Consider the following 6,979-nt stretch of genomic DNA (forward strand, 5'->3'; position numbering starts at 1 on the left):
TGTCTCGCCGGAAGGGCAAGGTGGCTTGGCATGTCTTTCATACTGGCCCAAATATCCCCGCCGGAGGCATCCGCGGGGAGGAGGAGACGAACGACGAGCATGTCCTTGGGCAAAGGTTTCGAAATCGTTACCGTCCACGAACAAATATATGATATAAAACGATAATCCAGAAATGTCCACCGTGGACAGATCAGGCCGCGAGGTCGTCTGCCCCCACCGCGTAAAGCCCTGCCGCCCCTTCCTTCGCCTGCGCCAGAAGGGCGCCATGCTCGGGCAGCAGCCGCCGGATCATGACCCGGGCCAGCGCCTCCCGCCCCGGATCGGCCTGCATCGCCTTCAGGTGGGCAGCGCCCCCCAAAACCAGCGAAAAGGCCCGCAGGTAGGGCACCGCCCCGGCAAAGCGGTCGTTCAAGGGCATCGCCACCAGCGCCTCGGTCGCCTCGCGCAGCGCCTCGGCGGCGGACCAGACGTCACCGGCAAGATCGGGGCGGGCAGACCGCGCGGCCTCGGCCCCGCGCTCGACCTCGTCGATCAGCCGGAACGCCGCCTCGCCGCCATCGGCCATCTTGCGGGCCACGAGGTCCATCGCCTGGATGCCGTTGGTGCCCTCGTAGATCGGCAGGATGCGGGCGTCGCGCAGGAACTGCGCCGCACCGGTTTCCTCGATGAAGCCCATCCCGCCGTGGATCTGCACCCCCTGATGCGCGACCGAGCAGGCGGTGTCGGTGCCGTAGGCCTTGGCGATCGGGGTCAGAAATGCCGCACGGGCCTGCCAGTCGGCATTGCCGGTGGCACTGGCCATGTCGATGGCAACGGCGCAGGACAGGGCGATGGAGCGCGCCGCGAAGACCTCGGCCCGCATCGCGGCCAGCATCCGGCGGACATCGGCGTGGTCGATGATCGTCCCCTGCCCCGCGACCGGGGTCGCGCCCTGCCTGCGGTCCATCGCATAGGCCAGCGCGTGCTGCAGCGCGGCTTCCGCGACCCCCACGCCCTGCGCGGCGACCGAGAGCCGGGCGTTGTTCATCATCGTGAACATTGCCGCCATTCCCTTGTGCGGCGCGCCGACCAGCCAGCCCTTTGCCCCGTCGAACTGCATCACGCAGGTCGGGCTGCCGTGGATGCCGAGCTTGTGTTCCAGGCTGACGACCCGCAGGCTGTTGCGGTCGCCCAGCTTGCCGTGAGCGTCGGGGATGAACTTCGGCACCATGAAGAGGCTGATCCCCCTGGTTCCTTCCGCCGCGTCCGGCAGGCGGGCCAGGACCAGATGGCAGACGTTCGGGGTCAGGTCGCTGTCGCCCCAGGTGATGAATATCTTCTGGCCGGAGATCGCGAAGGTCCCGTCCCCGTTCGGCACCGCCTTGGTCCTAAGCGCGCCGACATCGGACCCCGCTTGCGGTTCGGTCAGGTTCATCGTGCCGGACCATTCGCCGGAGGTGAGGCGGGGCAGGTAAAGCGCCTTGATCGCGTCGCTGGCGTGGTGTTCCAGCGCCTCGATCTGGCCCTTGGAGAGGAGGGGTTTCAGTTGCAAGGCGAGACAGGCGCCGGACATCATGTCGTCGACCCCGAGTGCCAGCGAGATCGGCAGGCCCATGCCGCCATGCGCCGGGCTGGCTGCCATGCCTACCCAGCCGCCATCAGCAATCGCGCGGTAGCCTTCGGCGAAGCCGGGCGAGGAGACGACGGCACCGTTCTCCAGCCGGGCCGGGGTGTGGTCAGCGCCCTTGTTCAGCGGCGCGAGGATATCGGTCGAGATGCGGCCCGCCTCGGTCAGGATCGCCTCGGCGAGGTCGGGGGTCGCTTCGGAAAAGCGGGGGGTTGCGGCGACCTCGGCGAAGCCCACGACGTGGTCGAGGATGAAGCGGATATCCTTGACCGGGGCGCGGTAGGGCATGGGTCTCTCCTCAACTCGGCTTGGCAAAACGGGGGGGCTGCCGTAAGGACGGCCCCATGCAACGCTAACGGTTTCGCGTTGTCCTTCAAGCCGGACGCTGCGTCAGAGCATCATGACCGCCACCCTTGCCCCAGATGACGCCGGGATTGCAGAAGCCGCCCGCCTGCTTGCGGCGGGAGAGCTTGTCGCCTTCCCGACCGAGACGGTTTATGGCCTCGGCGGCGATGCGCGGTCCGACCGGGCGGTGGCGCGGATTTACCAGGCGAAGGGGCGGCCCAGTTTCAACCCGCTGATCGTCCACCTGCCCGACCTTAAGGCGGTCGAGGCGATTGCCGAGGTGGGGCCGAAAGCGCGGATGCTGGCGCAGGCGTTCTGGCCGGGGCCATTGACGCTGGTGCTGCCCTTGCGCAACGGGGCGGGGATTTCGCCGCTGGTGACGGCGGGGCTGTCGACGGTGGCAGTGCGAGTGCCTGCGCATCCCCTGGCGCAGCGGCTGTTGCGGGCTTTCGGCGGGCCGCTGGCGGCGCCTTCGGCCAACCCTTCCGGGCGGGTGTCGCCGACGCGGGCGGAACATGTGCTGGAGGGGCTGACAGGCCGGATCGCGGCGGTGCTGGACGGCGGACCCTGCGCGGTGGGGCTGGAATCGACCATCATCCTCGCCGACCCCGAGCCGGTGCTGCTGCGGCCCGGCGGCCTGCCGGTCGAGGCCGCGGAGGCCGCCTTGGGCGAGCCGCTGGCGACGGGCGGCAACGCGGGCAAGCCGACCGCGCCGGGGCAGCTGGCATCGCATTATGCGCCCGAGGCGATGGTACGGCTTGATGCGACGCAGGCACGTCCGGGCGAGGTGCTGGTCGGGTTCGGCGCGGTGAAGGGGGCGTTGTCGCTGTCTGCGGCTGGCGATCTGGTCGAGGCGGCGGCGCGGTTGTTCGACGCCCTGCGCGAGGCGGACCGGCTGGCGGGACCGCGTGGCCGCATCGCCTTCGCGCCGGTACCCGAGACGGGCCTGGGCCGGGCGATCAACGACAGGTTGCGACGGGCGGCGGCCCCGCGGACCTGAAGCGCTTTGGGTGGATTGTTGATTTCGTGCCGATCGGGTGCGAATTGTGGCTTTTTGGTGAAATTTCCCCGTTCTGACTTGCGTTGACCTGTGCGATAGTTTCGCCGGGCCTTAGAGCCTGAGCTATCAGAAAGCTTGCCGATCAAGGCAGGGCAGCAAAGGGAACCGTGAGATGCTTAACGAATTCAAGGCCTTCATTGCGAAGGGCAACGTCCTCGACCTCGCCGTCGGTATCATCATCGGCGCGGCCTTCACCGCCATCGTCACCTCGCTGGTCGATGACCTGATCCAGCCGCTGATCGGCATGATCATCGGCGGGATCGATTTCTCGTCCTGGGGCTTCTCGATCGGTGACGCCAAGTTCGCCATTGGCAACTTCATCACTGCGGTCATCAAGTTCCTGATCGTGGCCTGGGTGGTGTTCCTGATCGTGAAAGCGGTCAACAAGATGATGCCCAAGAAGGAAGAGGCCCCGGCTGCGCCTGCCGGTCCGTCGGACAACGATCTCCTGAAGGACATCCTGGCCGAGCTGAAGAAGAAGTAAGCCACCCGGATCGTGAGGAAAGGCCCGCACCTTGCGGGCCTTTTTTCATTTCAGGCCGCGGCGAGCGGCGCGCGGGGGCGCAGGTACCAGTACCAGAGGCGGTAGGCCCAGAGCGCGACCAGCGGGGCGAACTGGATTGCCGGGGCCTGCCAGCTGCCCCAGTCATGCAGCGCGGCCCAGTGGATCAGCACCAGCACGGCGGCGGGGTAGGCGGCGCGTTGCAGGGTCTTCCAGCCGCTGTGCAGCCAGCGTTGCGCGGCGTTGTTCGAGGTGACGGCCAGCGGCAGGAAGAGAGCCATGGCCAGCCAGCCGGTCCAGATGAAGGTTTCGGGCAGAGCCTCGATGATGCGGGCCAGCGTGCCCCGGTCGATGACATAGACCAGCGTGTGCAGGGCGGCATAGACGAAGGCTGCAACCTCGATGTCGCGGCGGTGGTGCATCAGCCAGCGCGGCCACTGGCGGCCCTTGAACAGGAGCATCAGGCCCGAGGCCATCATGCCGATGATCATGAGGCGCGCGGCCCATTCGCCGGTCGGGTGCAGAAGGCGGTGGAAGGCCCGGTCATCGTCACCCAGAAGCGGGCTGATCATGGTCAGGGCGGGAAGGGCTAGGACGGCCCAGAGGGCGAGGGTCGAAGGTTTGTAACCTGGAAATGTCATGGGGCACCTGTTGTCTGGTGCCCCATATACGCCGCAGCGCAGCAGTTCCGTCGCGTCAGAGTTTCAGGGCCTCGGCCGCCGAAATCACCGGCAGCCCAAGCGCCACGCCGACGGCTTCGTAGGTCAGCTTCCCGGCATGGACGTTCAAGCCGTTCAGGAGGTGCTTGTCATCGGCGCAGGCCTTCTTCCACCCCTTGTTGGCAAGCGCCAGCATGAAGGGCATGGTCGCATTGCCAAGCGCCTGGGTCGAGGTGCGGGCGACCGCGCCCGGCATGTTCGCCACGCAGTAGTGCATGATCCCGTCGACTTCATAGATCGGGTCCTGATGCGTGGTGGCGCGCGAGGTCTCGAAGCAGCCGCCCTGGTCGATGGCGACGTCGACAAGCGCGGCGCCGGGTTTCAGCTCTTTCAGCTGGGCTTTCGAGATCAGCTTGGGTGCCGCGGCGCCGGGGATCAGGACCGCGCCGATGATCAGGTCGGCCTCACGCGCGAGGGCGATTGTGTTCCCGGCGCTGGCGTAGGCGTTCTTGAACTGGCCGCCGAACACGTCGTCCAGATAGCGCAGGCGGTTGATGGACCGGTCAAGCACGGTGACATCCGCGCCCATCCCGGCGGCGACCTTGGCCGCATGGGTGCCGACGACGCCGCCGCCGATGACCAGAACCTTGGCGGGCGAGACGCCGGGCACGCCGCCCAAGAGGACGCCACGGCCGCCATTGGCCTTTTGCAAGGTCCAGGCGCCGACTTGCGGGGCCAGGCGACCGGCGACTTCCGACATCGGCGCCAGAAGCGGCAGGCCGCCCCGGTCGTCGGTGACGGTTTCATAGGCGATGCAGGTCGCGCCCGATGCCAGAAGATCCTTGGTCTGCTCCGGATCGGGGGCGAGGTGGAGGTAGGTGAACAGCACCTGGCCCGGGCGCAGGCGCTTGCGTTCGACGGGTTGCGGTTCCTTGACCTTGACGATCATGTCGGCCTTGGCGAAGACCTCTTCCGCCGTGTCGACGATCTTCGCACCGGCGGCGACATAGTCGGCATCCGCGAAGCCTGCGCCAACCCCGGCCTTGGTCTCGATGATCACGTCATGACCATTGTTGACGGCTTCGCGTGCGGCATCCGGGGTCATGCCGACGCGGAACTCCTGCGGCTTGATTTCTTTCGGGCATCCGATTTTCATGTGTTCTCTCCCTTGGGCGTTGCGCCCTGTGGGCGCAATCCTGATCCGATTCCGTGGCGATGCTTTGAATTCTGGTTGGCGCGACGCGGGGTTCGGCGTAGGTTCTTCGACAAATACCCTCATCAGCCGAAGAATATTCAATGGCCCTTGAACTAGACGCCACCGACCGGCGCATCCTGACGGTGCTGCAAAAGAACGGCCGGATCACCAATGCAGAACTGTCCGAGGCGATCAATCTCTCGCCCTCCGCCTGCCACCGCCGGGTGCAGCGGCTGGAGGAGGACGGATTCATCGCCGGATATGTGGCATTGCTGGACGCCCGCCGCATGGGCCGGATGACCACGGTCTTCGTCGAGATCACCCTGCAAAGCCAGGCCGAGGACCTGCTCGATGCCTTCGAGCGCGAGGTGGCGCGCGTGCCGGACCTCCTGGAATGCCACCTAATGGCGGGGACGGCGGATTACCTGTTGAAGCTGATGGCCGAGGATACCGAGGATTTCGCCCGCATCCACCGGCAATTCCTGTCGCGCCTGCCGGGCGTGCGCCAGATGCAGTCCAGTTTCGCCTTGCGCACCGTGGTCAAGACGACGGCGTTGGCGGTCTAGGCAGCCTGCAGATACCCCAGCACCGCGCGGCGGGTGCGGTCGGTCAGGGCGGAGCGGTCGGCCTCATGCGCCTCGCTCGCGGCGTCGATCATGCCGCGGAGGATGGCAAGGACATCCTGCGCCGTGGTTTCCGGGCGCGAGATCCTCAACTCTTCCAGCCGCGCGGCGATCAGCACGGTGATCCGGGCCGAGAATTCGGCGGCCTCGGGATCAGGCGGAAGCTGGGTGCGCGCAAGGTTCAGCGTGCGCGACAGCGAGGGCCGCGCGAGGTAATGTGCAACGGTGGCTTCGGTCAGCCCGTCGACCAGACGGGTCAGGTCATGCGCCGCGTCCGAACTGACGATGCGCTCCACCGCTTCCAGAAGGTTGGCCCGTTCGGCCCGGATCAGTGCGGCCAGAAGCGCGATCTTGCCGGGGAAGTACTGGTAGAGCGAGCCGATGGAGACCCCGGCCCGTGCGGCGACCGCGTTCGTGGTCAGGGCATCGAGGCCGCGGCCCGAGCAAAGATCGGCGGCCGCGGCGAGAATCCCTTCGACCTTGGCTCGGGACCGGTCCTGGCGGGGTTGTTTGCGAAGCTCGATCATGCCGCAACGGTAGGGTGCCGGGGCACGCCGGAAAACAGCAAAATGTGGCAACAATTGGAAATAGATTGTTGATGCCCGCCCAAGTTGCACCACGGTGCCGCCACAAAGTTGCCACACAATCTGCGGTTGCCGATTGGCGTCTCTTCCGGTCATGTCCGGCCAATGAAAAACCCCCGGCCAGGGGCGCGGGGGTTGATCGGGCGGGAATCGCTTCCCCAGAGTCGCTTGACGTCTTAGAGACCGCCTTCGCGCTGAAGCTTCTTCCGGGCAAGTTTCCTTGCACGGCGGACCGCTTCGGCCTGTTCGCGTGCCTTCTTGACGGAGGGCTTCTCGAAATGCTGCTTGAGCTTCATTTCCCGAAACACCCCTTCACGCTGAAGTTTCTTCTTCAGAGCACGGAGAGCCTGTTCGACGTTGTTGTCGCGGACGCTGACCTGCATGTGGTTGTCACCACCTTCCTAA

The 6,979-nt window shown here is 66.4% G+C and carries 8 protein-coding genes; 3 read left to right on the forward strand and 5 right to left on the reverse strand.

Going from position 1 to position 6,979, the window contains the following annotated elements:
* Positions 1 to 190: 190 nt before the first annotated feature.
* Positions 191 to 1,894 carry an acyl-CoA dehydrogenase gene (locus tag JNL31_RS04515; RefSeq protein ID WP_294970521.1) on the reverse strand — a complete coding sequence of 568 codons (1,704 nt, stop codon included), beginning with the start codon at positions 1,892 to 1,894 and terminating at the stop codon, positions 191 to 193.
* 112 nt (positions 1,895 to 2,006) lie between these two features.
* Here JNL31_RS04515 and JNL31_RS04520 point away from each other — a divergent pair, with 112 nt between their 5' ends.
* Entirely contained in the window at positions 2,007 to 2,951 is a 945-nt protein-coding gene (locus JNL31_RS04520) for an L-threonylcarbamoyladenylate synthase (protein WP_294970523.1), read from the forward strand.
* 172 nt (positions 2,952 to 3,123) lie between these two features.
* Positions 3,124 to 3,495, forward strand: coding sequence for a large conductance mechanosensitive channel protein MscL (mscL, locus tag JNL31_RS04525; RefSeq protein WP_294970525.1), 372 nt, complete (start codon positions 3,124 to 3,126; stop codon positions 3,493 to 3,495).
* 50 nt (positions 3,496 to 3,545) lie between these two features.
* Here mscL and JNL31_RS04530 read toward each other — a convergent pair whose 3' ends face one another.
* Both JNL31_RS04530 and ald read right to left on the reverse strand, forming a co-directional pair.
* The gene (locus JNL31_RS04530) at positions 3,546 to 4,154 is read right to left on the reverse strand and encodes a ferric reductase-like transmembrane domain-containing protein (RefSeq protein WP_294970526.1); all 609 of its coding nucleotides are present in this window, start codon (positions 4,152 to 4,154) and stop codon (positions 3,546 to 3,548) included.
* A gap of 55 nt (positions 4,155 to 4,209) precedes the next feature.
* Positions 4,210 to 5,328 (reverse strand): alanine dehydrogenase, encoded by a 1,119-nt coding sequence (ald, locus tag JNL31_RS04535; RefSeq protein ID WP_294970528.1) that lies wholly within the window; start codon positions 5,326 to 5,328, stop codon positions 4,210 to 4,212.
* A 140-nt stretch (positions 5,329 to 5,468) separates the two neighbouring features.
* Here ald and JNL31_RS04540 point away from each other — a divergent pair, with 140 nt between their 5' ends.
* A complete protein-coding gene (locus JNL31_RS04540; protein ID WP_294970530.1) occupies positions 5,469 to 5,933 on the forward strand; it encodes an Lrp/AsnC family transcriptional regulator in 465 nt (154 codons plus the stop codon).
* On the opposite strand, the gene JNL31_RS04545 is transcribed toward JNL31_RS04540, so the two are convergent.
* Both JNL31_RS04545 and rpsU read right to left on the reverse strand, forming a co-directional pair.
* Positions 5,930 to 6,517 carry a TetR/AcrR family transcriptional regulator gene (locus JNL31_RS04545; protein ID WP_294970532.1) on the reverse strand — a complete coding sequence of 196 codons (588 nt, stop codon included), beginning with the start codon at positions 6,515 to 6,517 and terminating at the stop codon, positions 5,930 to 5,932. The genes JNL31_RS04540 and JNL31_RS04545 overlap by 4 nt on opposite strands.
* Before the next feature lie 233 nt (positions 6,518 to 6,750).
* Positions 6,751 to 6,957, reverse strand: coding sequence for a 30S ribosomal protein S21 (gene rpsU, locus JNL31_RS04550; protein WP_008027119.1), 207 nt, complete (start codon positions 6,955 to 6,957; stop codon positions 6,751 to 6,753).
* Between the last annotated feature and the right edge of the window lie 22 nt (positions 6,958 to 6,979).

The organism is Tabrizicola sp. (genome assembly GCF_016792905.1).
Classification (GTDB): Bacteria; Pseudomonadota; Alphaproteobacteria; order Rhodobacterales; family Rhodobacteraceae; genus Tabrizicola.

Coding starts and splice junctions, on each gene's coding strand:
- JNL31_RS04515 (WP_294970521.1), bottom strand. CDS start 1,894: ATGCCCTACCGCGCCCCGGTCAAGGATATCCGCTTCATCCTCGACCAC.
- JNL31_RS04520 (WP_294970523.1), top strand. CDS start 2,007: ATGACCGCCACCCTTGCCCCAGATGACGCCGGGATTGCAGAAGCCGCC.
- mscL (WP_294970525.1), top strand. CDS start 3,124: ATGCTTAACGAATTCAAGGCCTTCATTGCGAAGGGCAACGTCCTCGAC.
- JNL31_RS04530 (WP_294970526.1), bottom strand. CDS start 4,154: ATGACATTTCCAGGTTACAAACCTTCGACCCTCGCCCTCTGGGCCGTC.
- ald (WP_294970528.1), bottom strand. CDS start 5,328: ATGAAAATCGGATGCCCGAAAGAAATCAAGCCGCAGGAGTTCCGCGTC.
- JNL31_RS04540 (WP_294970530.1), top strand. CDS start 5,469: ATGGCCCTTGAACTAGACGCCACCGACCGGCGCATCCTGACGGTGCTG.
- JNL31_RS04545 (WP_294970532.1), bottom strand. CDS start 6,517: ATGATCGAGCTTCGCAAACAACCCCGCCAGGACCGGTCCCGAGCCAAG.
- rpsU (WP_008027119.1), bottom strand. CDS start 6,957: ATGCAGGTCAGCGTCCGCGACAACAACGTCGAACAGGCTCTCCGTGCT.